This window comes from Micromonospora phaseoli (genome assembly GCF_900109115.1).
Taxonomy (GTDB): domain Bacteria; phylum Actinomycetota; class Actinomycetes; order Mycobacteriales; family Micromonosporaceae; genus Micromonospora; species Micromonospora phaseoli.
The window spans coordinates 318,268-342,732 of the sequence record NZ_FNYV01000006.1 but is presented as its reverse complement, the minus strand read 5'-3'; the positions used below and the strand labels follow the sequence as shown (position 1 = coordinate 342,732).

Genomic DNA, 24,465 nt, shown 5'->3' with positions numbered 1-24,465 from the left:
GAGTGGGAGTTTCCGTGGTGGGCCGGAGGTACCACGATGCGAACCACCCCGCGACGATCGCCGGTGATCCGCTTCCACTCAGGTTGGCCGGCCCATGGGCGTCAGGCCGATGATCCGCGGGCGGCCACCATCAGGACACCGCGAGCAGTCGGAACTCGCAGCGGACGCCGCCGGCCTTGGCGAGCCGACCATCACCGGTCACGAGTGGGCAGGACAACAACTCCGCCGCCGCGACGTAAGCCGCGTCGTACGCCGTGACATTGCCCCGCAACTGCCACATCCGGTCGAGCAGCATAGCGATGTCAACCTCATCGATGACCAACGAGGGCAGGGTGTCGATCGCCTCCTGAGCCCGGGCAAGGCCCAGATTCCCACCGAGAACCTTGCCTCTGATCACCGACATGACCTCGACCAGAAGATGGCTCGGTGCGGCCCAGTGCGGATCTCCGGTCAGCTCCGCCCGCGCCGCGTCGCCGACCGGCCCGTCGTCGACCAGGGCATCGGCCAGAACCGACGCATCCACGACGATCATGCGGCGCTTCCCCATGGCCCGCGCTGCTCTCGCTGGTCATTCAACTCGGCCGCACTCTCCCCCGGCAGGGAGCGAGCACCGTCCGATCGGCCGGCGAAGCGATCAAGGGCCGCCGTGTTGCGCAGCCGCCGAGCCTGCGTCTCCACCAGATCCAGCAGGTACGCCTGGAGTGACTGCCCTCGCGCCTTGGCCTGCGCCGCCAGGGCGTCTCGTACTTCTTCCGGCACGTCCCGAATCTGGAGAGCAACCATGCATTCATTATGCATGCAGCATCACTCGCTCGCCAGGAAAGACTCGAAGCTTCGATCAACCGGTTCGCATGCCGACTGCGGCACGACCAAGAACCGCAGGTCAGGGAAGTCCGTGGGCCGCCAGGGACTCGAACCCTGAACCTATGGATTAAAAGTCCACAGCTCTGCCATTGAGCTAGCGGCCCGCGCGCTCAGGTTACCGGACACTGCCGGGAGCGGGTTCGCGGCTTCCGGTTCGCCATCGATGCACCGCTCTGGCCAGCGTAACGGGGTCGAGGGGAGTGGACCTTGGCTGGCAGGATCGGCTGAGCCGTCACCACCCCTGGAGGTCCCGCATGTCGGAGACGATTCGCCTCGCCGTCCTGGCCGGGGGCACCCTGGCCACCGGGCTGGTGGCGGGGCTGTTCTTCGCGTACGCCTGCTCGGTTATGCCGGGTCTGGCCGCGACCGACGATCGGACCCTTGTCGGCACCATGCAGTCGATCAACCGAAAGATCATCAACGGCTGGTTCCTGTCGGCGTTTCTCGGCGGGCCGTTGTTGGTCGCGGTGGCTGTCGCCGGGTACGTCGGGACCGGTGGCGCGGTGCTCGGCTGGCTCGTCGCCGCGCTGGTCGGCCACCTCGTCACCCTCGGTGTGACTGGACGGTGCAACGTGCCGCTCAACAATCAGTTGGACGCCGTCGGGCCGGTCGACGAGATCACCGATCTGGCGGCGGTGCGGCTGGGGTTCGAGGTGCCCTGGGTGCGTTGGAACCTGGTCCGGACGGCCAGCTCGATCGCCGCCTTCGCCTGCCTGATCGGCGCACTGCTCGCCCGGTAGGCCCGCGCCGCCCGGTAGGCCCGCGCCGTCCGCCGCCCGCCGCCCGCCGTCCGGTAGGCCCCGCCGCCCGCCGCCCGCCGCCCGCCGCCCGCCGCCCGCCGCCCGGATCAGGGGTCGCGCCGCCTGCCGCCACGCTCCGTCGTGGGCAGCGTTCGGTGGGCACGCTTGGAAAGCGGCTGACCGGGTACGGACCGGGCATGCGGATCGTGGTGGTGGGGGCGAGCGGGAACGTCGGTACGGCGCTGCTGCGCCGGTTGCGGCGCGAGCGCGACGTCCAGATCGTCGGGGTGGCGCGGCGGCTGCCGGACGCGGGGGCCGGCGAGCCGTACGACGGGGTGCGGTGGCACTCCTGCGACATCGGTCTGGCCGGGGCGGTGGACCAACTCGTCGAGATCTTCGCCGGAGCGGCCGCGGTGGTGCACCTGGCCTGGCAGATCCAGCCCAGCCACGACCAGCGGGTGCTGCGCCGTACCAACGTGGGCGGCAGTCGGGCGGTGATCGACGCGGTGCTGCGGGCCCGGGTGCCCGCGCTGGTGTACGCCTCGTCGGTCGGCACGTACGCGCCCGGCCCGAAGGACATGCCGATCAGCGAGAGCTGGCCGGCGACCGGGGTGCCCGGGTCGTCGTACAGCCAGCACAAGGCGGCGGTGGAGGAGACCCTCGACGGGATCGAGCGCAGCCACCCGGCGTTGCGGCTGGTGCGGATGCGCCCAGGGCTGATCTTCCAGCGGGACGCGGGCACCGAGATCACCCGCTATTTTCTGGGGCCGCTGGCACCGGTGCGGCTGCTGCGTTTCGGCCGGCTGCCGTTGGTGCCGGCGAACCGGCGGCTGCGGATGCAGGCGGTGCACGCCGATGACGTGGCCGACGCGTACGCCCGGGCGATCCTGGGTGATGCCCGCGGCGCCTTCAACCTCGCCGCGGACCCGGTGCTGACCCCGGAGCTGGTGGCTCGGCACTTCCATGGCTGGACGGTGCCGGTGGCCGCCCCGGTGCTGCGTGCCGCCGCGGCGCTCAGCTGGCGGGCCCGGCTGCAACCGGTCGACGCCGGATGGGTGGAGCTGGCGCTGAACGCGCCGCTGATGTCCAGCGAACGGGCCGCCACCGAGCTGGGCTGGCGGCCGCGCGTCGACTCGGTCACCGCGCTACGGGAACTCTTCGGCGGAATGGCCGAGCGTGCCCACACTCCCAGCCCACCCATGTCCGCCGCGCCCACCCTTCCCGCCGGCGTGAGCAACCCCAACTGAACTCGGTACCGCAGGCACAGTTGACCAAGAGCTTTCGGTCGGGAAACGCCCCTGCGCGTGACGCAAACTTCTTGATCAACTCGGCAGGGGGCGCGGGTCAGCGGGGGGTGGTGGCGGCGAAGGTGGGTTTGCCGGAGCCCAGGTAGAAGATGCCGGGGTAGGTCTCGAAGCCGTGGCTGGGGTTGCGGCGCAGGGTCGAGTTCTCGATCCGCAGGGTGCCGGTGCGGTCGTTGCTGACGAAGAAGATCGCGCCGCCGCCCTCCTTGGCGTCGTTGTCCTCGACGACCGTGCCTGCGACGCGTACCGAGAACGTGTCGCCGTCGCAGTAGATCGCGCCGCCGCTGCCGCCACCGGGCGTGCCGGAGCGGGCCGGGTTGGCGCCGTTGCCGACCGCCTCGTTGTCCCGCAGCACGCTGTTGAGCACCACCCAGGAGACGCCGATGCTGCTCAACGCGCCGCCGTTGGCGCAGGAGCCGCCGGTGAAGGTGCTGTTGACCACGTACACCGGCTGGTCGTCGTGCTGGTCGAGGACCCGGATGGCGGCACCGCCCAGGTCCGGTCCGGTCCGGTCGCAGCGGTTGTCGACGAAGCGTGAGTTGACCACCTTGAGCCGACCGCCCCGGACGAAGATCGCCCCACCACCGCCGCCGTCGGTGCGCTGGCCGGTGGCGTCGCCGTCGGCGAAGGTGAGGTTCTGCACGGTCAGCTGCGGGTGGTCCTGGTCGTTGCAGTGCGAGGTGGTCCAGCCCTGCAACGCGTCGCAGGTGTTCATGTAGAGGATGCGCCGCTTGCCCTGGCCGCTGAGGGTGATCCGGCCGCCGCCGTCGAGCACCACCTTCGGGCCGTTGGCGTTGCGCACCTTGGCGGTCGCCGCCATCCGGATGGTCAGCGGATCGGGGCCACAGTCGAAGGTGATGATCCCACCGGCGGCGACCGCGCGGACCACGGCGGTGGAGGTGCAACTGGCCGGGGAGCCGTCGCCGATGGTGCGGGTCGGCTTCGACGTGTCGACGGCCTTGGCCGCGGCCGGCACGGAAACCCGACCACCCGGATTGCCGGTGTCGGGTACCTGCCGGGTGGCGGCCGGGCTCGGGCTGGCGCTGCCCCCGGGAGCGCCCAGGCCGACCCGGGCCGGCGGAGTGGCCTGCCCGCCCGGCTCCTGACCGGCCGCCGTCGGCGAGGCGGCGTCGGTCACCGGCGGCTGGGCGCTGCGCGGATCAGCGCGCGGCACCGACGGGCTGCAGCCGGCCACGGCGATCATGACGCCGAGCGCGACCACGGCGGTGGAGAGTCTCAGGCGCACCCCGTGATGCTAGGAGCAGCGGGCCGCCAGCGCGAGCCCTCAGACCAGCGGTACGTGGTGCAGGTGCCGGCGGCGGCGCAGCCGGACGGCGAACACGGCCGCCACCGTCACGATCAGCAGCCCGGTGACCACCACCCCGTGCATGATGCCCCGGGTCAGGTAGCCGTCGTCGGTGTGGTCCACCGCCCAGGTGGCGATCTCCCGGCTGGACCAGAACGGGGTCAGTTTCGCCCCCGCGTCGGCCGGATCGAGCAGCATCTGCATCGCCACCACGGTGAGCAGCAGCAGGGTGCCCTCCAGCTCCCGGGGCAGCAGAGCGCCGATCAGCATGCCGAACGGCGCGGCCACCGCCACGCAGCAGAGCATCGCCACCGCGATCCCGGCGTACCGCAGGTTGGCCGCGTCGAAGACGGTGAGCAGGAAGAACGGCACCGAGATCGCCAACCCGAGCCCCCACAGGCCGAGCATCCGGCCGATGTAGAGGTGGTGCGGCCGGTAGCCGGCGAGCCGGAGCCGCGGTTCCAACTCGCGGGCGGCGCTGGTGGCGAAGAGCGCGGCGGTGCTGACCGCCCAGCTGATGCCGAGCAGCAGCGCCCGGATCGACTGCCCGACATAGGCGTCCCGCCGGATCAGCCAGAAGGTCAACGGCATCAACAGCAGGAGCAGGAGTACGCCCCGGCGGCGCGCCAGCTCCCGCAGCGTCATCTCGGCCACGGTGAACAGCCGGTTCACGATCGGCCTCCCTGCTGGGCGGAGGTCAGGTCGAGCACCACGTCGACCCGGTCGAGCTGGTTGAGCAGGTGGGTCACCACGACGATGGCTCGCCCCTCGTCGCGCAGCCGGAGCAGCTGGTCCCAGAGATTGACGTAGCTGCCCTGGTCGAAGCCCTGGTACGGCTCGTCGAGCAGCAGCACGTCCGGCTCGGCGAGGGTGGACATGGTGAGGTTCAGCTTCTGCCGCGTACCGCCGGAGAGGTGCCGCGCGAGCACGTCGCCCTCGGCGTCCCAACCGAGCTGCCGGGCGGCCGCCCGGCCGGCCCGCCGGGCAGGTCCCCGTGCCACGCCCTGACCGGCGCCGACCAGCACGAAATGCTCGTCGGGCAGCAGGAAGTCGGCCGTGCCACCCTGCTGCGGGCAGAAGCCGAGCCGGCCGGAGACGGTCACCTCGCCGCCGTCGGGCGAGACCAGCCCGGCGCAGATCCGCAGGAAGGTGCTCTTGCCGCAGCCGTTCGCGCCGACCACCGCGGCGATCTGCCCGGCCCGTACGGTCAGCGACGCGTCGCGCAGCACCGTACGCCGCCCGTACCGTTTGGTGATGCCCCGGGCGTGCAGCCGGACGGGGCCGGTGCGTGGGCCGGGCGTGGTGCCGATGCTCTCCACGATCGCGGCCGCGTACGTCTGCGGCGGGCCGAAGACCAGCCACGGATCGCCCCCACCGTCACGCAGATGCGTGGCGGCCTCGGCGACCACGTGTCGGGCGGCGTCGACCGCCACCCGGCGCTGGTGCAGCTCGGCCGCGAACGCCCGCAGCCAATCGTCGGCGTTCACCCCTCGACCCCCTTCGTGAGGATGCCGGTCACCGGAGCCACGAACGCCAGCCAGGCGTTGCCGCCGTGCCGCAGCGCCGCCCGCCCGTCGTCGGTGAGCCGGTAGTACTTGCGGGCCGGACCGGACCCGCCCTCCCGCCACTGCGCGGTGACCAGCCCGGTGCGTTGCAGCCGCAGCAGCACCGGGTAGAGCGTGCCGCCCTGGATCGGCCCGACGCCCGCGTCGTCGAGCGACTGGGCGAGCTGGTAGCCGTAGGACTCGCCGTCGCGCAGCAGGGCGAGCACGCAGAGGTCGAGCACCCCGCGTAGCCACTGCCCTCGACGGTCGGAATCCACCCGGCGAACCCTAGCGGTGCTATCTAGATGGCACAACTACCTAGCGGCGGGGTGGAGCGGAACGAGCCCGGCTCAGCCCTCGACGACGTCGGAGATCACGACGGTGACGTTGTCCGGCGCGCCAGCCTGGTGGGCGAGCTTGACCAACTGCTCGCCGCACTGCTGGCGGTCGGCGTGCATCCCCAGCGTGGCAGCGATCGCGTCGCCGGTCACGTAGTCGGAGAGCCCGTCGCTGCAGAGCAGCAGCCGGTCACCGGCGGCAACGGTCACCATGCCCATGGTCGGCGGTGCGTCCGCGCCCTGGACGGCGCGGGTCACCAGCGAGCGCTGCGGGTGGTGACGGGCCTGCTCGGGGGAGAGCGCGCCCTGGTCGACCAGCGCCTGCACGAAGGTGTCGTCCCGGGTCAGCTGGCGCAGCTGGGCGTCGTGCAACAGGTAACAGCGGGAGTCACCCACCTGGGCCAGCACCAGCGTGTCACCGGCGAGCAGGGCCGCGGTCAGCGTCGTACCCATGCCGTCGCGGGCGGGTTCGGCGACGATCGCGGCATGGATGCGCTTGTTGGCCGTGCTCACCACCGCGCGCAGCGCCTCGGCGGCGGCGTCCGGCGCGGTCGGCGGTACCAACTCGTCGAGGATCCGGATGACGATCTCGCTGGCCACCTCACCGGCGGGCAGCCCACCCATGCCGTCGGCCACCGCTACGAGGCGCTCGCCCGCGAGGGCGGAGTCCTCGTTGTTGGTCCGGACCAGACCGATGTCGTTGAGAATGGCCGAGCGGAGGATCAGCGTCATGGGGTCAAGCTTGCCAAGAAGACCCTTCCCGCGTCTCTACGCACTACTGCGTAGGGTTGAGGAATGTTGCCGGTGTCCATGGTCGGGCGGGTCGGTGAGCTGGCTGAGCTGGACCGGGCCTGGTCCACCGTGGTCCTCGGTCGTCGCCGCTCACCGGCCGTCGCGGTCGTCACCGGAGGCGCCGGGGTGGGCAAGAGCCTGCTGGTCGCCGCCGCGCTGGACGGCTTCACCCCACGGCCGGAGGTGGTCCTCGGCGGCGCCGCCCGGGTGCACAGCCCCGCCCCGTACGACTGGTTGGCCGCCGTGCTGAGTGGGCGCGACACGAGCCGGCTCGACCTGCCGGCCGACGCGCTGGCCTGGCTCGCCCAACAGCCCACCGCGCCGCGCGAGCGGTACGCCCCCGGTGCCCTGCTCCGCCTCGCCGTACACACCGTGCGGGCGCTGGTCGCCGCCGGCCCGGCGGTGCTCGTCGTGGAGGATCTGCACGCCCTCGACCCGGCCAGCCTCAACCTGGTCGGCGAACTGGCCACCGCCGCCGGGCTCCCGGCCCTGCTGGTGGTGGCGACCAGGCCCGCCGCGCACGCGGTCGCACCCGAACTCGCGGGCCGCACCCTGGCCCGCCTCTGCGGGGTACGCGGCGTGGTGCGCCAGCACCTCGGGCCGCTACGGCCCGCCGAGGTCGCCGAGGTGCTGACCCAGGTGTACGCCGGCCATACCCTCGCCGCCCGGCTGGTGCAGCAGGTCTGGCAGCACACCGGCGGCAACCCGTACGCGCTCACCGAACTGCTCGCCGCGCACGCCGGCCAGGACCCGGAGACGCTGCTCGACCCGCCGTCCCCGCCCTCCGCCCCGCCCGTGCCCTCCGCCCCGCCCGTGCCGTCCTCCTCGCCCGTGCCGTCCCCGTCCGCGCCGTCGTCCCCGTCCCCGTCCCGGTCCGCGCCGTCGTCCCCGTCCCCGTCCGAGTCCCGGCCTGCGTTCCCGCTGTCCCCACCGGCGCCCCGATCTGCGTCCGCACCGGTGTCCCCGCCTCCGTCAATCTTCGCGCCCCCGGGCGGTGGACCGTCCCCGCTCAACGCCCCGCCTCCGGTCGGCGGCCTGCCCGCGGTCCCGCCCGGACTGACCGGTCGGGAGGTCGAAGTGCTCGAATGCCTGGTCGCCGGGATGTCCAACAAGCAGGTGGCGCGGGCCCTCGGCATCTCGGTGCGGACGGTCACCGTGCACGTGTCCAACCTGCTGCGCAAGACCGGTTCGGCCTCGCGTACCGAGGTGGCGCTCTGGGCGGTACGGCAGCGGCCGGCCGCGCCGGCACCGGTCGACGGCTGACGTCGGGCCCTGCCCCGTTGAAGGTCGACGACGGGGCACCAGAGTGTTAGGAGGGGGCCCTTTACCTACACCAGGCGTTAACAGGGGGCCCTTCCTTACCTGCGGGGGTAGCGCAGGAGCAGGGTGGCGGCCACCTCCTCGTCGCTGATCGCGGCGTACACGTGCGGCACGTCGGAGTTCCAGCGCAGGTGCCCGCCGGCACCGGCGGTCAGCGGCGCGTCGGCCGGCCCCGCGCACAGCACCCCGGCGAAGACCGTCACATGCTCGGTGACCCCGGACTGGTGTGCGGGGGAGAGTTGACCAGGGCCGGGTGCGACCCGCATCCGGTACAGCTCGTACGTGGCGTCCGCGTCGTTGAACACCTCCAGCAGGACGGCGCTGACCGCCGCGCCCCGCACGGTCGGCGTGGCCGCCGCCCCGGCGAGCACGGCCGTCAGCGGTACGCCCAGTTGCGCGGTGATCGCGTACAGCGTCTCCAGGGTGGGATTGCGGGTGCCGTTCTCCAGTCCGGAGAGCGTCGCCTTGCCCACGCCCGCCCGCCGGGCCAGCGCGGACAGGGAGATCCCGCGGGCCTCACGCAGAGCACGGACCTGCCGTCCGACCGTCACCGGGTCCGCCTCGGTGCCGGCGACCTGAGTCGTGGTTTCGGCGTGCGCGGGCTCGGCCGGCGGGTGGTCTGCCGGCGGCGGATCTGGTGCTGGGGGATCTGGTGGTGACTTCGGCACACCGCTATGGTGCAACACGCGACCGTTCCGTAAACGGAACGCGTGGGGGGTGGGGCATGGCGGGACGGTTGCAGCCGGTGCTGGCGGGCGTGGTGACCGCGCTGGTCGGCTTCGCCAGTTCGTTCACCGTGGTGCTGGCCGGGCTACGCGCGGTCGGTGCCTCCGCGACGCAGGCCGCCTCCGGCCTGCTCGTTCTCAGTGTCGTCGCCGGCCTCTGCGCCGTCTGGCTGGGCCTGCGGCACCGGCTACCCCTGAGCATCGCCTGGTCCACGCCCGGGGCAGCGCTGCTGGTCGCGACCGGCCCGGTCTCCGGCGGCTGGCCGGTCGCGGTCGGCGCGTTCCTCGTCTCGGGGCTGCTCATCGTGGCAACCGGGCTGTTGCCGACGTTGGGTCGGGCCGTGGCGGCGATCCCCAAGCCGGTCGCCGGGGCGATGCTCGCCGGGGTGCTGCTGCCGCTGTGTACCGCACCGGTCCGGGCGCTCGTCGAAGTGCCCCGGCTGGCCGTCCCGGTGCTGCTCTGCTGGTTGCTGCTGCACCGGTTCGCCCGCCGGTGGGCGGTCCCCGGAGCGTTGGTGGCGGCGGCGGGGGCGATCGCGCTGACCAGTTCCGGCGGTGGAGGCGGCGGTGGAATGCGCCCGGTGATCGAACTGACCGCGCCGCAGTTGAGCCTGCCGGCGCTGGTCGGGATGGCATTGCCGCTGTTCCTGGTGACCATGGCGGCGCAGAACGTGCCCGGCACCGCCGTGCTGGTCGGCTACGGCTACCGGCCGCCGCTCGGCTCGGTGCTGCGTACCACCGGGCTGGCCAGCGTGGCGGCGGCGCCGGCGGGCGGGCACGCGGTCAACCTGGCAGCCATCACGGCCGCGCTGGCGGCCGGCCCCGACGCACACCCGGACCCGGACCGGCGCTGGATCGCCTCGGTGACCGCCGGGGTCGGGCTGGCCCTGCTCGGGCTGGGTGCCGGAGCGGCCACCACGCTGGCCGGTTGGGCGCCGCCGGTGCTGGTCGAGGCGGTGGCCGGGCTGGCCCTGATCGGTGCGCTGGCCACCGCGTTGACCTCGGCGCTGGCCGACGCGTCGACCCGGGAGGCTGCGGTGGTCACCCTGGTGATCACCGCCTCCGGGGTGTCGCTGGCCGCGTTCTGGGGCCTGGTGGCCGGCTGCCTGATGCTCCTGCTCTTCCCCAGGCCCAACGCCGCCCCGTGATCAGTCTTCGGGGGGTAGGGCGGTGGCGAGGGTGTTGAGGTGGACCTCGGTGGGGGTGACGGTGGCGATCTGGTCGGCCAGGACGTAGACCGCGCCGGTGGGGACCAGGCCGCTGGAGACCTTCAGATAGCCGGTACGCAGCAGCCGGGCGGCCAGGTCCGCCGGCACGTCGGGCTCCTGGACGGTCGCGGATTCGATCAGTTCGTCCAGGCTGCTGCCGGGGTCGGTGGTGGGTGCCTGCACGGTCACCGCGTTGGGGTCACCGCGCTGGACGAGGTCCACCGTGCCCACGTCGATGCCGGCCGAGTCGACCACCCGCATGCCGGTGGTGACCCGTGCGACGGTCGTCTGCTGATCGATGCCCTGCTGCTCCATGTTTGCGCGGTTCCCGCCCCCCGCGTCCGCTAAACGCCACCCGGCCGCGCCGCCCCGGCCGGCACCGAAGCGTTGATCAAGAGGTTTGCGTCTGGAACTGGGGCTGAACTTGACCCGAACCTCTTGGTCAACGCGGGCGGAGGAGGGGAGGGGGAGGGGGTCAGGGGGAGGTGGGGGTCCAGCCGGATGGGGGGCGGGGGGAGAGTTCGCGCCAGGTGTCGGTGCCCTGGAGCAGCGCGCGCACCGTCTCCTCGGCGTCGTCGACGGTGTCGTACTCGTAGAAGCGGGAGACCCCCTCGGCACCGCCGGCTCGCTGCTCGACGTACCACCGGTCGGCGTCCGCCCGGAGGAAGACGTCCCGCCGGGCCAGTCGCCCCCATTTCCCGTTCCACCAGTGCTTTCGCTGCTCCATGGCGGGACTCTATCGAACATGTGTTCGACACGAGACGGCCCCTGCGGGATTCCCGCAGGGGCCGATGTGCAGCTGAGTGGTTCAGCGCCCGGTGGGCGGTTCCTCCCGCCGGCCGAGCACGTCGTCCAGCGCGCCGCGCTGCTGGGCCGGGGTGGTGCGGCCGCTGGCGACGAGGGCGTCCCGGATCTCGGTGAGCAGCTTGATCTCCTCGCTCGGCGCGGCCGGCGGCGGCTCCTCGCCCCGTCGGCGGCGCTCCGCCAGCCGGTTCATCGGGTAGACCACCAGGAAGTACAGCGCGGCCGCGGTGAGCAGGAAAGTGATCACCGCATTGATGAAGACTCCCCAGGTGACAGGGTTTTCGGTGCCCAGACTGAACTGGGCTCCGTCGCCCGCGGGGCCCGGGCCGATCAGGTTGATGACCGGCTGGAGGAACGAGCTGGTGAACGCGGTGACCAGGCCGGTGAACGCGGCGCCGATGACGATGCCGACCGCGAGGTCGACGACGTTGCCGCGCATGATGAAGTCTTTGAAGCCCTTGAGCATCCGTACTCCCGAGGTGTCCCGTTTCCGTCGGGGACAACCTATGCCCCGGGCGGGGGCTCCAGAAAAGCGCCGGCTTCCCGGGCGGCCAGTTCGGGGTCGCCGGCCCGGATCGCCGCCACCAGTCGGGCGTGGTCGACGTGGCGGTCCGGGGTCAGCTCACCACCCATGGCGTGGGCGACGGTGCTGCGCATCGCGGCGCCGACCGAGGCGTACAGCTCGGCGAGCATGGCGTTGTGCGCCGCCGCGACCACCGCGGTGTGCAGCGCGGCGTCGGCCTCCACGAACTCGGTGACCCGGCCGCCGCGCCAGGCCGCCTCGCGGGCGGCCAGCGCATCGTCGAGGGCGGCCAGGTCCCCGGGGGTACGCCGGCGAGCGGCGAGTCGTGCGGCCTCCACCTCGAAGGCGCGCCGTACCTCGATCACCTCGGTCATCCGGTCGTCGGTGAGCCGGCGGGCCACCACCGGGGCGAGCTCGTCGGTGGAGAGCACGTAGGTCCCGGAGCCCTGCCGGCATTCGAGCACCCCGGCGTGGGCCAGGGCCCGGACGGCCTCGCGCACGGTGTTGCGCCCGACGCCGAGCGCCTCGACCAGTCGGGGCTCGGTCGGGATCCGGCCGCCCACCGGCCACTCGCCGTCCATGATCCGCTGGCGGAGCTGGGCGATCGTCTCCCGCACCCGGCGGCCTCGGGGCGGGACGGTGGCGGAATCAACCGGTGGTGGCACTGGTTACACCTGCTCGCTCGAATTCATCCCATGATTGTAGGTTCGAGGTCATGACCCCGCCACCCGCCGGCACCCCCGTCCCGACCGCCGGCGACGCCGTACCCGCAGAACCGCCCCGGGCCGCCGAACCGCCCGGCGCTGCCGCCGGACCGTCGCGCGCCACCGGCGGACTGCTGGTGCTCGCCGGGATGCTGCTGGTGGCACTCAACCTGCGGGCCGCGATGACCAGCCTCGGCGCGCTGCTCGACGAGGTGCGGGTCGGGCTGGCCCTCTCCGGTGCGATGGCCGGCTTCGTCACCACCCTGCCCGCGATCGCGTTCGCCGGGCTGGGCGCGACCACCCCGTGGCTGGTCCGCCGGTTCTCCCCGGCCCGGCTGCTGGTGCTGGCGATGCTGGCCCTCACCGTCGGGCAGGTGTTGCGCGCGGTCACCGGCTCCGCCGCAATGTTCCTGCTGACCAGCGCGCTCGCGCTCGCCGGGATCGCGGTGGCGAACATCCTCCTGCCGATGCTCGTCAAGCAGCACTTCCCACACCGCACCGGGCTGGTCACCGGGGCGTACGTGATGACGATGACCCTGGGCGCGACGGTGGCCGCCGCCTCGGCGGTGCCGGTGGCGCACGCCTTCGGTTCCTGGCGGGCCGGGCTGGGCGTCTGGGCGGGGCTGGCCGCGGTGGCCGTACTCCCATGGCTGCCGGCCGCGCTGCGCAGCCGTAGCACCGCGCGGCGGGCGACGCGGGGTGACGCCAGGTCCCGGCCGGGCATCCGCCCGGGACGCACCCGACTGGGCTGGGCGATGGCGGTCTACTTCGGGGCGCAGTCGCTGAGCGGGTACGCGATCATGGGCTGGTTGGCCCAGTTGTTCCGGGACGCGGGTTTCCGCCCGCAGGACGCGGGGTTGCTGCTCGCCGGGGTGACCGCGCTCGGGGTGCCCATCGCGCTGCTGATGCCGGCGCTGGCCGGACGGCTGGGCACCCTGCGTCCGCTGATCTTCGCGCTGACCGCCGCCTCCAGCCTGGCCTACCTGGGCCTGGCGTTCGCGCCTCGGGACGGGGCGGTGCTGTGGGTGGTGCTGCTGGCGTTCGGGCAGGGCGCGTTCCCGCTCATCCTGACCACCATCGGGCTGCGGGCGCGCACCGCCGACGGGACAGTGGCGCTGTCGGCCTTCGCGCAGAGCACGGGGTATCTCATCGCGGCCCTGGGGCCGCTGCTGGTCGGGATCTTCTACGGTGCCACCGGGGGATGGACCGCACCGATCGGCTTCCTGCTGGTCGCGCTCATGGTGCAGACCAGCGCGGGCGTGCTGATCGCCCGTCCCCGCTACATCGAGGACGAGCGGTGAGCCGGTGTGCTCAGGACGAGGCCGGCGTGGGATCGCCGGCGACCGCCTGATCGACGGTCGGATAGGTGTGCAGCACCTCGACCAGGCCGCTCACCTCCAGGATGCGCAGCACCCCACGCTGCGGGGCGGCCAGCCGGACCACTCCGCCGGCCTCGTCGCAGCTGTTCTTGGCGCGAACGAACACCGACAGACCGGTGGAGTCGCAGAACGAGACGTTCGCCAGGTCGAACACAAGGCGGCTGCGCCCCTTGTCGAGCAGGTCGGTGATCTGGTCCTGCAACTGCGGCGCGGTGGCCATGTCCAGCTCGCCTGCGACCGACACGACGACCACGTCACCGCGCTGTTCCGTGTGTACCGTCAAGGACATTCGCCAGACCTCCTGTTTATCGGTGGAACGGTATCCCACGCGGGGGACGATACGCAGAACGGGAGCAGGATCAGGTGTCGCCCGTCATTCCCTTGCCCTGCAGCAAGTAGTTGATGGGTCTCCGGTGATAGAGTCCGGCCGGTCCAGGTCTAGGGGGTATTGCCATGGCGCTGAGCGCTGACGAGAGCAGCCGGTTGGCTGAACTGCTGACCAGCCGGGCCACGCAGGTTACCCAGCGGTGGACCGAGGTCATGGCGGGGCAGCTGCGCGGCCGGCTCAGCCAGGCCGAGCTGGTCCGGCAGGTGCAGGAACTGCACCGCGCGCTGACCGACGCGCTCGGCAAGGGCGCCGCCGACCTGACCGCCGAGGAGGCCACCGAGCTGCGCGCCGTGCTCGCCGAGCTGTCCCGTGGGCAGGCCCGGCAGGGCTTCTCCGCCACCGAGACGGCCAGCAGCATCTTCGGGCTCAAGGACGCGTTGCTCGCCGAGTTGGAGGCCGACCAGAGCGTCGGGACGCTGCGCGACTACGTCGCGTTCTCCGGACTGGTCGACCAGATGGGCCTGTTCACCTTCGAGAGCTTCGTCCGCACCCGGGAGAGCCTGATCGCGGACCAGGCCGAGCAGCTGCTGGAGCTCTCCACCCCGGTGGTCAAGCTCTGGGAGGGCGTCGTGGCGGTGCCGCTGGTCGGCACGCTCGACTCGGCCCGTGCCCAGGTGGTGATGGAGCGGCTGCTGCAGACCCTGGTCGACACCGGCTCGCCGTACGCGATCATCGACATCACCGGCGTGCCGGCGGTGGACACCCAGGTCGCCCAACACATCCTGAAGACCGTGGTGGCCGCGCGGCTGATGGGCGCCGACTGCATCATCTCCGGCATCCGGCCGCAGATCGCCCAGACCATCGTCGCGCTCGGCATCGAGTTCGGTGACATCGCCACCAAGGCCAGTCTCGCCGACGCGCTGCGGCACGTGTTGCGGCTCACCGGCGTCGAGACCTCCCGCCGCCAGCCGCGCCGGGAGGCGTGATGGAACGGGTGCCGATCCTCAAGATCGGCGACATTCTGCTGGTCTCCATCCAGCTCGACATGTCCGATCAGACGGCGGTCGCGCTCCAGGAGGACCTGGCCGAGCGGATCGTCGCGACCGGCTGCCACGGCGTGATCATCGATATCACCGCGCTGGACATCGTCGACTCCTTCGTCGGGCGGATGCTCTCCACCATCGCCTCGATCTCCAAGGTGCTCGACGCGGAGACGGTGGTCGTCGGGATGCGTCCGGCGGTCGCCATCACGCTGGTCGAGCTGGGGCTGTCGCTCAACGGCATCCGCACCGCGCTGAACGTCGAGCGGGGCATGGAGCTGATCGCGGTCGACCGGGTCCACGACGACCAGTACGAGTTCGAGGGCGGGCCGGACACCGAGCCGTTGGCGTTGCCATGACGAGCGGGGTCGACCTGGGTCGTCCCCAGGCCCAGACGGTCGGCAGCGACGAGGACGTGGTACGCGTCCGCCAGTTGGTGCGTACGGTGGCGGTGGCGGTCAAGCTCTCCCTCGTGGACCAGACCAAGGTGGTCACCGCGGCCAGCGAACTCGCCCGCAACACCCTGGTCTACGGCGGTGGCGGCACCGTCGAGGTGACCGCCGTCGACAATGGCCGCAAGCCCGGCATCAAGATCGTCTTCGCCGACTCCGGTCCCGGCATCGTCGACCTGGACCTCGCGCTGACCGACGGTTACACCACCGGCGGCGGCCTCGGCCTCGGCCTCAGCGGTGCCCGGCGGCTGGTGGACGAGTTCGACATCCAGACCGCACCCGGCCAGGGCACCCGGATCACGGTCATCAAGTGGTCCCGGTGACCACCGAGCCGGTAACCGACCGGGGCAGCTGGTTCCGGGTGGAGAACGGCAGCACCGGCAGCGCCGTGCGGCGGGCCGCCGAGCGGCTGGGCGACCAGTTGGGACTGCCCACCGGCCGGATCGCCGACCTGGCGATCGTCGCCGCCGAGCTGACCAGCAACCTGATCAAACACGCCGAGGACGGTGTGCTGCTGCTCCGCCCGGTTCGACGCGAGTCGGACGCCGGCGTGGAGATGATCGCGATCGACAACGGGCCCGGCATGGTCGACCTCACCGATTCCGCCCGTGACGGGCACTCCACCACCGGCACCCTCGGCATCGGCCTCGGCGCCATCGTCCGGCAGGCCAGCTGGTTCGACGCGTACTCCCGGCCGGACCGTGGCACGGTCATCGTCGTCCGGGTCTTCGCCGCGGCAGAAACCGGGATTCCCTGGGTCGGCGGGCTGACCCGTCCACTGAGCGGGGAGACGGTCAGCGGGGACGGTCACGCCGCCCGGATCGTCGGCGACCGCCGCCAGGTACTGGTCAGCGACGGTCTGGGCCACGGACCGTTGGCCACCGCGGCCACCGACGCCGCGCTCACCGCGTTCCGGGACGCCCCGGCGGTCTCCCCCGCCGAGGTGGTCGGCCACCTGCACCGGGCGATGTCGCACACCCGGGGCGCGGCCCTCGCCGTGGCCGAGCTGGATCCGACGGCCGGGGTGCTGCGGTACGCCGGGCTGGGCAACATCAGCGGTTCCGTGGCCACCGGTGACGGTCGCCGCCGTGGGCTGGTCTCGCTGCCCGGCATCGCCGGACACCAGCGACCGACGATCCGGCAGTACGAATACCCGTTCGAGGCCGGCAGCCTGCTGGTCATGCACACCGACGGAGTGGTCGACCGGTGGCAGTTGGCCGACTATCCCGGCCTCACCGGGCGGTCGCCGCTGGTGGTGGCCGCCACGCTGATGCGCGACGCCGGCATCCGGCGCGACGACGCCGGGGTGCTGGTGGCAAGGTCCTGGGCATGAGCACGCCGCTGTTGCAGATGGCGCTGCGGGTGGAGCAGGACATTTTCGTCGTCCGTCAGCGTGGCCGCGAGGTCGCCGCCGCAGTCGGACTGGAGCACCAGGACCAGGTCCGGATCGCCACCGCGTTGAGCGAGGTCGCCCGGGACCTGCTCCGCGCCGTCGGCGGCGCTGATGTTCTCTTCGCTGTCGCGGAAACCGCGGACGCTCGCTGTCACCTGCACGTCGACCTGGTGCCGGTGGCGCCCCTGCCGGCCGGGCGGTACGAGCCGGAGTCCGGCGCGGTGGCGCGCCTGGTGGACACATTGAGCGTACTGACGGTGCGGGGAGATACGGTCGTGCGGATGTCACGACGTGTCCCGGCCACCGCCCGGGCGCTCACCCCTGAGCGCCTCGCCGAGCTGCGCGCCCAACTCGGCGAGAGCGCGCCGGGCACCGTCGAGGAGGAGCTGGCCACGCAGAATTCGCAGCTCATCCACGCCCTCGACGAGGTACGCAGCCAGCGCGACGAGCTGGCCCGGCTCAACGAGGAGCTGGAGCAGACCAACCACGGGGTGATGGCGCTCTACCACCAGCTCACCGAGGAGCTGGAGGCGACCAACCGGGGTGTGGTGGCCCTCTACGCGGAGCTGGACGAGAAGTCGGCGCAGCTGCGCGCGGCGAGCGAGTCCAAGACCCGCTTCCTGGCCAACGTCAGCCACGAGCTGCGGGCACCGGTGACCGCGGTCATCGGGCTGGCCCGGCTGCTGGGCGACTCAGCGTCCGACCCGCTCACCACCGAGCAGGAACGCCAGGTCGGCCTGATCCGCTCCTCGGCGTCGGACCTGCTCACGCTGGTCAACGAGCTGCTCGACCTGGCCAAGGCCGAGTCGGGCCGGATCGAGCCGGACTGGGCCGAGGTGGACCTGCGGGCCCTCTTCGGCCAGTTGCGCGGCACGCTCCGAGCGCTGCCGGCCGCCGGAGAGGTCGAGTTGGTGGTGGAGGAGCCGGCCACGGCGACCACGCTGCGCACCGACGAGGTGCTGCTCGCCCAGGTGCTGCGCAACCTGCTGCACAACGGCCTGAAGTTCACCAACCGGGGCGAGGTCCGGTTGCGGGCCGAGCAGCACGGCGACCGCTGGCGGCTCTCCGTCTCCGACACCGGACCGGGCATCCCGCCGGAGCTGCAGGACCGGGTGTTCGAGGAGTTCTACCAGGCACCCGGTCCGTCCCGGGTCGGCGGCACCGGGCTCGGCCTGCCGTACGCCCGGCGGCTGGTGACCCTGCTCGGCGGCACCCTCGAACTGGTCAGCGAGCCGGGTCGGGGCAGTACCTTCACGGTCTGGCTGCCGGCGGACGGGGCGTGACGTGGACGGCGCGGCGACAGTGCTGGTGGTCGACGACAGTCAGACCAAGCGCTACCTCCTGGTGAACTGGCTGACCCGCGCCGGCTTCACCGTGCTGGAGGCGGAGACGGGCGGCGAGGCGCTGCGTCGGGTCGAGGTGGATCCGATCGACCTGGTGGTGCTCGACGTCCGGCTGCCGGACCTGAGCGGCTTCGAGGTGTGCGAGCGGATCAAGTCCGCGCACCCGGCGCTGCCGGTCATCCACGTCTCCGCGCACGCCGTCGACGTGACCGACCGTACGCAGGGGCTGACCCGCGGGGCCGACGCGTACCTGGCCGAGCCGATCGAGCCGGAGGAGCTGGTCGCCACCGCCCATGCGGTGCTGCGGTACTACCAGGCCCGGCAGCGCGCCGAACTGCTCGCCGAACGGCTCACCGGCCTGGCGGACACCACCGTGGCGGTGCACGCCGCGCCGAGCTTCACCCGGCTGCTGGAGACGGCGGCCACCGGCGCGGCGGAGATCTTCAAGAGCCCCGCCGCGGTGATCGCCGAGACCTTCGACGGCGACTGCCTCGCCGGGGTCTGCGCCGGGCCGGGCACCGCGGGGCGGGTCGTGCCGTGGATCGTCGACGACACCGGGGTGCCGACCGGGGCGACCGTCCGGATCGAGGGGCCGGGCGACTGGGGGCTGGTCGACTGGCCGGCCGGCGACACGGTCACGGTTGCCGCCGCCCGGCTACGCGAGGACCGCGCGCCGCTCTACGTCGTGGTGCCCACCGCGACGCAGACCGCCCGCACGCCGGTGCTGGTCCAGCTCGCCCAGGCGGTCGCCTCCGCCGTGGAGGCGCAGCGCTCCTTCGACGAGGAGCACCGCATCGCGGTGACTCTGCAGCGCAGCCTGCTGCCGCGCCGCATCCCGGAGATCGTGGGCCTCGATCTCGCCGTGCGCTACGAGCCGGCCAGCGCCGACACCGAGGTGGGTGGTGACTTCTACGAGCTGGTGATGCTCGACGGCCACCTGCTGCTGGCCATCGGCGACGTGGCCGGTCACTCGCTGCACGCCGCCACCGTGATGGCCGAGCTGCGGCACGCACTGCGGGCGTACGCGGTCGAGGGGCACCAGCCGGGCGAGATCCTGCACCGGGTCAACGAGCTGATGCTCACGCTGCTGCCCAGCGAGTTGGCGACGATCTGCGTACTGCTGCTGGAGCCGGCCACCGGGCGGGTCCGACTGGCCAGCGCCGGTCACCTGCCGCCGCTGATCAGCCAGGACGGCAAGGTCGAGTACGTGCAGCACGCCGCACCGTTGCTCGGCGTGCGCGCACCCCGCCCCACTGACCTGGAGTTCGTGGTACCGGCCGGGGCGACGATCGTCTTCTACACCGACGGGCTGATCGAACGCCGGGACGCCACCATCGACGAGGGGCTGAGCGCCCTGGCCGCGTCTGCCGCCCGGGTGGACGACGACCTCGACCGGTTCTGTGAGCGACTGCTCGTCGAACTCGCCCCGGACGAGATCCAGGACGACGTCGCCGTCGTAGCCCTCCGCCGCCGTTGAGGTGTAAGGAAGGGCCCCCTGTTAACGCCTCAGGTATAGCAAGGGCCCCCGGTTAACACCGGCGCTGCCACCGGCTCGGCTCAGCGCCTGTCGCATGGGGCGGTGCTTGACATCAACTATTCGCTGAGCGAATAGTGGTCGGGGTGTCCACTCCGCATGTGCTGCTCGGGCTGCTCGCACCGGAGCCATGCACGGGTACGAGCTGAAGCGGGCGTACGACCAGCGGCTTCCGCAGGTTCGCCCGCTGGCGTTCGGGCAGGTCTACGCCACGCTGGGCCGCCTGCTGCGGGACGGCCTGGTGGCGTCGACCGGCCCGGAACGCCTCACCGGCCCCGACCGCACGGCGTACTCGCTGACCAAGGACGGGCGGGTCACGCTGGAACGGTGGCTGGGCACCGTCGAGCCACCGATGCCGTACGTCAACAGCGCGCTCTTCGCCAAGGTGGTGGTGGCGTTGCTGGTGGTCGACGTGGAGCAGGCCCGGGCGTACCTGATCGCGCAGCGTCAGGCGCACACCGACCGGCTGCGCGAACTGACCGCCCTGAAGACGGCCCCGTCGGCCACCGTCGACGAGGTCGTCGCGGCCGACTATGCCATCGCTCATCTCGATGCCGACCTGCGGTGGTTGCGCACCACCCTGGAGCGGGTCGCCGACTGGCACCGGGAGGTGCGCGCGTGACGAAACTTGAGGCCCGCGGTCTGGTGAAGTCCTACGGACCGACACCCGCGCTGCGCGACGTCACCCTCGACATCGACGAGGGTGAGATCGTCGCGGTGACCGGCCCGAGTGGCTGTGGCAAGTCCACCCTGCTGCACTGCCTCGCGGGCATCCTGCGGCCGGACGCCGGTGAGGTGAGCTGGCGCGGTCACCGGATCGACACCTGGTCGGAGGCGGCCCGGTCCCGGCTGCGGCGTACCGAGTTCGGGGTGCTGTTCCAGTTCGGTCAGCTCGTCGCCGAGCTGACCGCGGCGGAGAACGTCGCCCTTCCGCTGCTGCTCGCCGGCACGGGGCGGCGAGCGGCGCGGGCGGCGGCCTGCGACTGGCTGGAGCGGCTGGGTGTGGCGGAGTACGCCGACGTGCGACCCGGCGAGATGTCCGGCGGTCAGCAGCAGCGCTGCGCTACCGCCCGGGCGCTGGTCACCGAGCCGCGGGTGCTCTTCGCCGACGAGCCGACCGGTGCGCTCGACACGGTCACCGGCGAACAGGTGCTCACCCAGCTGGTCCGGCTCGCCCGCCAGCAGCGTACGGCGGTGGTGCTGATCACCCACGAGCCCCGGATCGCCGCGTACGCCGACCGCGAGATCGTCCTGCGGGACGGCGCGATCGACCACACCGGCCTCGGCCTCGATGCTCCGCTGTCCGGCGGAGCCCGGTGAGTCCCGGCACCCTGGCGCGGCTGGCCATGGCCGGCAATCGCACCGACGCGGCCCGGGTGACGTTGACCGCGCTGAGCGCCGCCCTGGCCACCCTCGCCGGGCTGGCGGCGCTGACCGTGCTGGCCATCGAGAAGCCGCCCGGCGACGCGTGGCAGCACTCCGAGCAGTACGTCAACGGGCTGCTGCGGGAGCCGGGCCTGCGTGGCGGCACGGCGTTCGCGCTGGTGCTGCTGACCATCCCCGTGCTGGCCCTGGCCGGTCAGAGCGCCCGACTGGGCGCGCCGGCGCGGGACCGTCGGCTCGCCGCGCTGCGGTTGGCCGGCGCGACCCCGGGTCAGGTGACCCGGATCGCGATGCTGGAGACCGGCCTGGCCAGCCTGGCCGGCGCTCTCACCGGGCTGGCCGCCTACCTGGTCGGGCGGAATCTACTGCACCGTCCGGACGCCAACGGCCAGTTGGCGCTGCCGACCGACGTGCTGCCGTGGATGCCGGCGATGGCGGCGGTGGTGCTCGGACTGCCGCTGGTGGCTGCGGTGGCGACCAGCGTGATGTTGCGCCGGGTCACCACCACACCGCTCGGAGTGTTCCGGCGGGCCGGCCGCACCGGATCACCCCGCCCCTGGCCGGGACTGCTGATCGGCCTCGGTGTACTGGCCGCGGCGATGGTCGAGCCGATCCAGTGGGCCCTCAAGGGCGCCCGCGTCGACTGGTTGGGCATCGTCATCCTGATCGGCATCTTCGCCGCCGTGATGGGGGTGATCCTCGGGACCGGCTGGATCTCCTACCTGGCCGGGCGGGTGCTGCACCGGCACGCCCCGAGTCCGGCCGCGCTGCTGGCCGCGCGCCGGCTGACCGACGACCCCTGGGCCAGCAGCCGGACCTTCGCCGCCCTGCTCGCCGCGGTGATCATCGGCGCTGGCGCGACGGCATTCCGGGCCTCGTTCCTGCTCATGGCCCAGATCGAACGGGAGGAGAGCCGAGCGGCCGGCTACGGCGATGACGCCGGTCCCTTGAACTCCTTCTACCTGACCACCATGGATCTGGTCGACCTGGCGGTCGCCGTGGCGCTGACCATTGCCGCCGCGGGCCTGCTGGTCACCCTGGTGGAGGGGATCGTCTCCCGCCGTCGCGGTTACGCCGTGCTGGTGGCGAACGGGGTGCCGCGGGCCACCATCGGCGCATCGATCCTCTGGCAGGTGCTGGCACCCGTGGTGCCCGCCGTGCTGGTCGCCCTCGGCGTCGGGTACACCATCGGTCGGCTGTTCTCCGGCGGCACCGGCCGAGATGGCCGCACTCCCGGCGTACCGGTGGAGCAGCTGGCGCTGCTGGGAGCCGGCGCGGTGGTCGCCGTGCTGATCACCGTCGGGCTGGGGGTGCTGTTCCTGCGCGGGAACACGGCGGTGGAGGAGCTACGGGCCACCTGAGCCGCCGCGGGTCTCAGGTGACGTTGGCGCGCAGGTAGGTCAGGGTCGCCAGCACCCGACGGTTCGTGCCGTCGTCCGGCGGCAACCCGAGCTTGGCCAGGATGTTGCCGATGTGCTTGCCGACCGCAGCCTCGGTGACGTGCAGCCCGGCGGCGATCGCCACGTTCGACCGGCCCTGCGCGACCAGCACCAGCACCTCCCGTTCGCGGGCGGAGAGGGTGGCGAGCGGGTCGCGCGGGCGGTGCAGCAGCCGGCGGACCACGTCGGGATCGACGACCGTGCCGCCGGCGACGACGGTACGCAGATTGTCGACGAACTCGGTGACCTCGGCGACCCGGTCCTTGAGCAGGTAACCGACCCGCCGGCCGTCGGCGCTGTCGAGCAGCGCCGAGGCGTACTCGGGCTGCACGTGCTGGCTCAGTACCACCACGGCCAGCCCAGGCTGCTCGGCGCGCAGCTCCACCGCGGCGCGCAGTCCGTCGTCGCGATGACCGGGCGGCATCCGGATGTCGGTGACCACCAGGTCGGGGCGGTGTGCCCGGGCCGCCGCCACCAGCGCCGGGGCCGAGCCGACGGCGTCGAGGACGTCGAAGCCGAACCGGGTGAGCAGGGCCACCAGCCCTTCGCGCAGCAGCACCTCGTCCTCGGCAAGCACGACGCGCATCACGCCGACCACGGTAGTTCCACCCGCACCAGCGTGGGGCCGCCGGGCGGGCTGGCCAGCAGCAGCCGGCCGTCGGCGGCGGCGACCCGGTCGGCGAGCCCGGTGAGGCCGCTGCCCCGTGCCGGGTCTGCGCCGCCCCGACCGTCGTCGCTGATCTCGACGACCAGCCCGGCACCGGTGTCGGTGAGCCGGACCTGGGCGTGGGTCGCCTGCGCGTGGCGGGCGATGTTGCCGAGCACCTCCGACACCACGAAGTACGCCGTGGTCTCGGCCGCCTCGGGCAGTGGCCGTGGTAGCTCGGCGTGCACCTCCACCGGGACCGGTGCCTCGTCGGCGAGTTCCCGGACCGCGCCGGCCAGCCCGAGGTCGGTGAGGCTCTGCGGACGGATGCCCCGCACGATCTGCCGGAGCAGCGTCATCAGGCCCATTGCCTGCTCGTGGGCCACCGCGAGCGGCCCGGCGGCCGGCGAGTCGTCGGGTACGTCCAGCCGGGCCAGGCCGATCTGGAGGCTGAGGCTGGTCAGTCGGGGTTGCGCACCGTCGTGCAGGTCGCGCTCGATGCGCCGACGTTCCGCCTCGTACGCGTCGACCAGTCGGGCACGTGACCGGGTCACCTCGCGCAGCGCGGCACCGTCCAGGGTGCCCCGCAGTAGCCAGCGCGCCACCACGGCCTGCGCCGCCGCGAGCGCGCCGGCCGCGTACCACAGCACCGGTGCGAGCAGGAGGCCGACGATCGCGTGCGGCACGGCCTGGGCGGGCGAGTCCACTGTGGCCCAGACCAGGACCACCTCGCCGCCGGTACCGGCCACGAAAGGGCTCACGATCAGCAGGACGTCGAGCATCACGAGCACCGCGAAGATCCAGTAGACGACGGGGACGACGCCGCCGAGCCAGAACAGGTAGGCGGCCTCCCGCCAGGCCCCGGCCGTCACGTACCGCGCGGCGACGCCGCGCCACGGTTGCCCGGCCACCGGCCGGCCGTCGACCAGGCCGAGCCGGTACCGCTCGAACGCCGCGACCGGCGCGCTCAGCAGCGGTGCCAGCGCCACCACGAACAGACCGCAGACCGCCAGGAAGGCGGCGAGCGCCAGTGGGACGGGCCGGTCGTGTCGTTGTACCGCGCCGACGGCCGCGAACAGTGGTGCGACCACGACGAGCGGGCCGATCGACAGCACGGCGGCCAGTGGCGCGGTGGTGAGCAGGTAGGCCAGCGCGCGCCACGGCCACGCGGTGCGCAGGTAGCGGGGATGGCGCAGGGCCTGCGCGAGGTGGCTGGACGAGACCGGTGTCATGCCGCCGACGCTAGTGACGAGGCGGCGTCGACCCCAGCCGGCTGGCTCCACCTTTGCGGTATACCCAGCCCTACCCCGGTCGTCGGGGCAGTGGTAGTGCGCCGGCCGGCCTGCTCGGGCTGGG

At 72.6% G+C, this 24,465-nt stretch carries 28 protein-coding genes, 1 tRNA gene and 1 pseudogene; 14 read left to right on the top strand and 16 right to left on the bottom strand.

The window, feature by feature from the left end; genetic code table 11:
- Positions 1 to 130 precede the first annotated feature (130 nt).
- The 3 genes from BMY89_RS17930 to BMY89_RS17920 all read right to left on the bottom strand — a co-directional run bounded on the left by BMY89_RS17930 (position 131) and on the right by BMY89_RS17920 (position 968).
- Complete coding sequence (locus BMY89_RS17930; RefSeq protein ID WP_092381134.1) at positions 131 to 547, bottom strand: type II toxin-antitoxin system VapC family toxin; 417 nt, start codon at positions 545 to 547, stop codon at positions 131 to 133.
- Positions 529 to 783: a FitA-like ribbon-helix-helix domain-containing protein gene (locus BMY89_RS17925; protein ID WP_092381133.1), complete on the bottom strand. Its 255-nt coding sequence runs from the start codon at positions 781 to 783 to the stop codon at positions 529 to 531. The genes BMY89_RS17930 and BMY89_RS17925 overlap by 19 nt, the downstream gene beginning before the upstream one ends.
- A 113-nt stretch (positions 784 to 896) precedes the next feature.
- A tRNA-Lys gene (locus tag BMY89_RS17920) sits at positions 897 to 968 on the bottom strand.
- 150 nt (positions 969 to 1,118) lie between these two features.
- On the opposite strand from BMY89_RS17920, the gene BMY89_RS17915 reads away from it, so the two are divergent.
- The gene (locus BMY89_RS17915; RefSeq protein ID WP_092381132.1) at positions 1,119 to 1,604 is read left to right on the top strand and encodes an anthrone oxygenase family protein; all 486 of its coding nucleotides are present in this window, start codon (positions 1,119 to 1,121) and stop codon (positions 1,602 to 1,604) included.
- Positions 1,605 to 1,801: 197 nt separating this feature from the next.
- Positions 1,802 to 2,851: an NAD-dependent epimerase/dehydratase family protein gene (locus BMY89_RS17910; RefSeq protein WP_092381131.1), complete on the top strand. Its 1,050-nt coding sequence runs from the start codon at positions 1,802 to 1,804 to the stop codon at positions 2,849 to 2,851.
- Positions 2,852 to 2,948: 97 nt separating this feature from the next.
- On the opposite strand, the gene BMY89_RS17905 is transcribed toward BMY89_RS17910, so the two are convergent.
- The 5 genes from BMY89_RS17905 to BMY89_RS17885 form a co-directional block, all read right to left on the bottom strand.
- Positions 2,949 to 4,154, bottom strand: a complete 1,206-nt coding sequence (locus BMY89_RS17905; protein ID WP_372433322.1) for a hypothetical protein — start codon at positions 4,152 to 4,154, stop codon at positions 2,949 to 2,951.
- Between the two features lie 39 nt (positions 4,155 to 4,193).
- Entirely contained in the window at positions 4,194 to 4,886 is a 693-nt protein-coding gene (locus BMY89_RS17900; RefSeq protein WP_092381130.1) for a hypothetical protein, read from the bottom strand.
- The gene (locus BMY89_RS17895) at positions 4,883 to 5,701 is read right to left on the bottom strand and encodes an ATP-binding cassette domain-containing protein (RefSeq protein ID WP_092381129.1); all 819 of its coding nucleotides are present in this window, start codon (positions 5,699 to 5,701) and stop codon (positions 4,883 to 4,885) included. The genes BMY89_RS17900 and BMY89_RS17895 overlap by 4 nt, the downstream gene beginning before the upstream one ends.
- The gene (locus BMY89_RS17890; protein WP_092381128.1) at positions 5,698 to 6,036 is read right to left on the bottom strand and encodes a PadR family transcriptional regulator; all 339 of its coding nucleotides are present in this window, start codon (positions 6,034 to 6,036) and stop codon (positions 5,698 to 5,700) included. The genes BMY89_RS17895 and BMY89_RS17890 overlap by 4 nt, the downstream gene beginning before the upstream one ends.
- Before the next feature lie 72 nt (positions 6,037 to 6,108).
- Positions 6,109 to 6,828, bottom strand: coding sequence for a PP2C family protein-serine/threonine phosphatase (locus tag BMY89_RS17885; protein WP_092381127.1), 720 nt, complete (start codon positions 6,826 to 6,828; stop codon positions 6,109 to 6,111).
- A 63-nt stretch (positions 6,829 to 6,891) separates the two neighbouring features.
- Here BMY89_RS17885 and BMY89_RS30970 point away from each other — a divergent pair, with 63 nt between their 5' ends.
- Positions 6,892 to 8,151, top strand: coding sequence for a response regulator transcription factor (locus tag BMY89_RS30970; protein WP_232521396.1), 1,260 nt, complete (start codon positions 6,892 to 6,894; stop codon positions 8,149 to 8,151).
- A gap of 95 nt (positions 8,152 to 8,246) precedes the next feature.
- Here the strand turns inward: BMY89_RS30970 and BMY89_RS17865 are convergent, their stop codons facing one another.
- Positions 8,247 to 8,759 (bottom strand): helix-turn-helix domain-containing protein, encoded by a 513-nt coding sequence (locus BMY89_RS17865; RefSeq protein WP_092381126.1) that lies wholly within the window; start codon positions 8,757 to 8,759, stop codon positions 8,247 to 8,249.
- 173 nt (positions 8,760 to 8,932) lie between these two features.
- Between BMY89_RS17865 and BMY89_RS17860 the strand changes: the two genes are divergently transcribed.
- Complete coding sequence (locus BMY89_RS17860) at positions 8,933 to 10,081, top strand: benzoate/H(+) symporter BenE family transporter (RefSeq protein ID WP_092381125.1); 1,149 nt, start codon at positions 8,933 to 8,935, stop codon at positions 10,079 to 10,081.
- Here the strand turns inward: BMY89_RS17860 and BMY89_RS17855 are convergent, their stop codons facing one another.
- From BMY89_RS17855 to BMY89_RS17840, 4 genes are all read right to left on the bottom strand, one after another.
- The gene (locus tag BMY89_RS17855) at positions 10,082 to 10,441 is read right to left on the bottom strand and encodes a hypothetical protein (RefSeq protein WP_170147714.1); all 360 of its coding nucleotides are present in this window, start codon (positions 10,439 to 10,441) and stop codon (positions 10,082 to 10,084) included.
- Positions 10,442 to 10,616: 175 nt separating this feature from the next.
- Positions 10,617 to 10,868: a hypothetical protein gene (locus tag BMY89_RS17850; RefSeq protein ID WP_092381123.1), complete on the bottom strand. Its 252-nt coding sequence runs from the start codon at positions 10,866 to 10,868 to the stop codon at positions 10,617 to 10,619.
- A gap of 81 nt (positions 10,869 to 10,949) precedes the next feature.
- Positions 10,950 to 11,411: a large conductance mechanosensitive channel protein MscL gene (gene mscL / locus BMY89_RS17845; RefSeq protein ID WP_092381122.1), complete on the bottom strand. Its 462-nt coding sequence runs from the start codon at positions 11,409 to 11,411 to the stop codon at positions 10,950 to 10,952.
- 38 nt (positions 11,412 to 11,449) lie between these two features.
- Positions 11,450 to 12,133, bottom strand: a complete 684-nt coding sequence (locus tag BMY89_RS17840) for a FadR/GntR family transcriptional regulator (protein WP_092381121.1) — start codon at positions 12,131 to 12,133, stop codon at positions 11,450 to 11,452.
- A 50-nt stretch (positions 12,134 to 12,183) separates the two neighbouring features.
- On the opposite strand from BMY89_RS17840, the gene BMY89_RS17835 reads away from it, so the two are divergent.
- Positions 12,184 to 13,473 (top strand): MFS transporter, encoded by a 1,290-nt coding sequence (locus tag BMY89_RS17835; protein ID WP_092381120.1) that lies wholly within the window; start codon positions 12,184 to 12,186, stop codon positions 13,471 to 13,473.
- Between the two features lie 10 nt (positions 13,474 to 13,483).
- Here the strand turns inward: BMY89_RS17835 and BMY89_RS17830 are convergent, their stop codons facing one another.
- Complete coding sequence (locus BMY89_RS17830) at positions 13,484 to 13,840, bottom strand: STAS domain-containing protein (protein WP_092381119.1); 357 nt, start codon at positions 13,838 to 13,840, stop codon at positions 13,484 to 13,486.
- A 164-nt stretch (positions 13,841 to 14,004) separates the two neighbouring features.
- Here BMY89_RS17830 and BMY89_RS17825 point away from each other — a divergent pair, with 164 nt between their 5' ends.
- The 9 genes and pseudogenes from BMY89_RS17825 to BMY89_RS17785 all read left to right on the top strand — a co-directional run bounded on the left by BMY89_RS17825 (position 14,005) and on the right by BMY89_RS17785 (position 22,385).
- Positions 14,005 to 14,865 (top strand): STAS domain-containing protein, encoded by an 861-nt coding sequence (locus BMY89_RS17825; protein ID WP_092381118.1) that lies wholly within the window; start codon positions 14,005 to 14,007, stop codon positions 14,863 to 14,865.
- Positions 14,865 to 15,278 (top strand): STAS domain-containing protein, encoded by a 414-nt coding sequence (locus BMY89_RS17820; RefSeq protein ID WP_092381117.1) that lies wholly within the window; start codon positions 14,865 to 14,867, stop codon positions 15,276 to 15,278. Before BMY89_RS17825 ends, BMY89_RS17820 begins: the two co-directional genes overlap by 1 nt.
- Positions 15,275 to 15,694 (top strand): ATP-binding protein, encoded by a 420-nt coding sequence (locus BMY89_RS17815; RefSeq protein ID WP_092381116.1) that lies wholly within the window; start codon positions 15,275 to 15,277, stop codon positions 15,692 to 15,694. Before BMY89_RS17820 ends, BMY89_RS17815 begins: the two co-directional genes overlap by 4 nt.
- The gene (locus tag BMY89_RS17810; RefSeq protein ID WP_372433323.1) at positions 15,682 to 16,704 is read left to right on the top strand and encodes a SpoIIE family protein phosphatase; all 1,023 of its coding nucleotides are present in this window, start codon (positions 15,682 to 15,684) and stop codon (positions 16,702 to 16,704) included. The genes BMY89_RS17815 and BMY89_RS17810 overlap by 13 nt, the downstream gene beginning before the upstream one ends.
- Positions 16,701 to 18,047, top strand: a complete 1,347-nt coding sequence (locus BMY89_RS17805) for a sensor histidine kinase (RefSeq protein WP_092381115.1) — start codon at positions 16,701 to 16,703, stop codon at positions 18,045 to 18,047. The genes BMY89_RS17810 and BMY89_RS17805 overlap by 4 nt, the downstream gene beginning before the upstream one ends.
- A gap of 1 nt (position 18,048) precedes the next feature.
- A complete protein-coding gene (locus BMY89_RS17800; protein WP_092381114.1) occupies positions 18,049 to 19,584 on the top strand; it encodes a SpoIIE family protein phosphatase in 1,536 nt (511 codons plus the stop codon).
- A gap of 143 nt (positions 19,585 to 19,727) precedes the next feature.
- Positions 19,728 to 20,263: pseudogene (locus tag BMY89_RS17795) on the top strand (PadR family transcriptional regulator).
- Complete coding sequence (locus BMY89_RS17790; RefSeq protein ID WP_092381112.1) at positions 20,260 to 20,961, top strand: ABC transporter ATP-binding protein; 702 nt, start codon at positions 20,260 to 20,262, stop codon at positions 20,959 to 20,961. The pseudogene BMY89_RS17795 and the gene BMY89_RS17790 overlap by 4 nt, the downstream one beginning before the upstream one ends.
- The gene (locus BMY89_RS17785; protein WP_092381111.1) at positions 20,958 to 22,385 is read left to right on the top strand and encodes an ABC transporter permease; all 1,428 of its coding nucleotides are present in this window, start codon (positions 20,958 to 20,960) and stop codon (positions 22,383 to 22,385) included. Before BMY89_RS17790 ends, BMY89_RS17785 begins: the two co-directional genes overlap by 4 nt.
- A 13-nt stretch (positions 22,386 to 22,398) precedes the next feature.
- Here BMY89_RS17785 and BMY89_RS17780 read toward each other — a convergent pair whose 3' ends face one another.
- Together BMY89_RS17780 and BMY89_RS17775 are read right to left on the bottom strand one after the other, a co-directional pair.
- Positions 22,399 to 23,049, bottom strand: a complete 651-nt coding sequence (locus BMY89_RS17780) for a response regulator transcription factor (RefSeq protein WP_372433324.1) — start codon at positions 23,047 to 23,049, stop codon at positions 22,399 to 22,401.
- A complete protein-coding gene (locus BMY89_RS17775; RefSeq protein WP_092381109.1) occupies positions 23,049 to 24,341 on the bottom strand; it encodes a sensor histidine kinase in 1,293 nt (430 codons plus the stop codon). The genes BMY89_RS17780 and BMY89_RS17775 overlap by 1 nt, the downstream gene beginning before the upstream one ends.
- Between the last annotated feature and the right edge of the window lie 124 nt (positions 24,342 to 24,465).